Origin of the sequence: Saezia sanguinis (assembly GCF_003991585.1) — a bacterium.
Classification (GTDB): Bacteria; Pseudomonadota; Gammaproteobacteria; order Burkholderiales; family Burkholderiaceae_C; genus Saezia; species Saezia sanguinis.
This window is the reverse complement of record NZ_PQSP01000126.1, coordinates 1-257: the sequence shown is the minus strand read 5'-3', so window position 1 is coordinate 257 and position 257 is coordinate 1. Positions and strand designations below refer to the sequence as shown.

Sequence of the window (257 nt, the reverse complement as noted above, 5' to 3'; positions counted from 1 at the left end):
CTCCGATGTCAAGTCCGCTGAGGGCAAGCCAAGCGAGCAGACCGGCATCACGGACTCGCAGAAGCTCACTCGTGGCCTGGACACCTCGATCAGCGAGGACACGTTCAAGCGCCTTGCGGATTCGTACGGCAAGCTGCCTGAGGAATTCGAGCCGAACAAGCGCCTGAACAACGTGCTCAAGAAGCGCGGTGGTTCCTTCGAAAACGGCGACATCGACTGGGGCTGGGGCGAGCTGCTCGCTTTCGGTTCCCTTGCAG

The 257-nt window shown here is 61.1% G+C and carries 1 protein-coding gene; it reads left to right on the top strand.

The genetic code is table 11. The annotated features are described in order from the left end of the window. Positions 1-257: hypothetical protein (locus CUZ56_RS15220; protein ID WP_148113778.1), on the top strand; the 257-nt coding region annotated here is incomplete at both ends.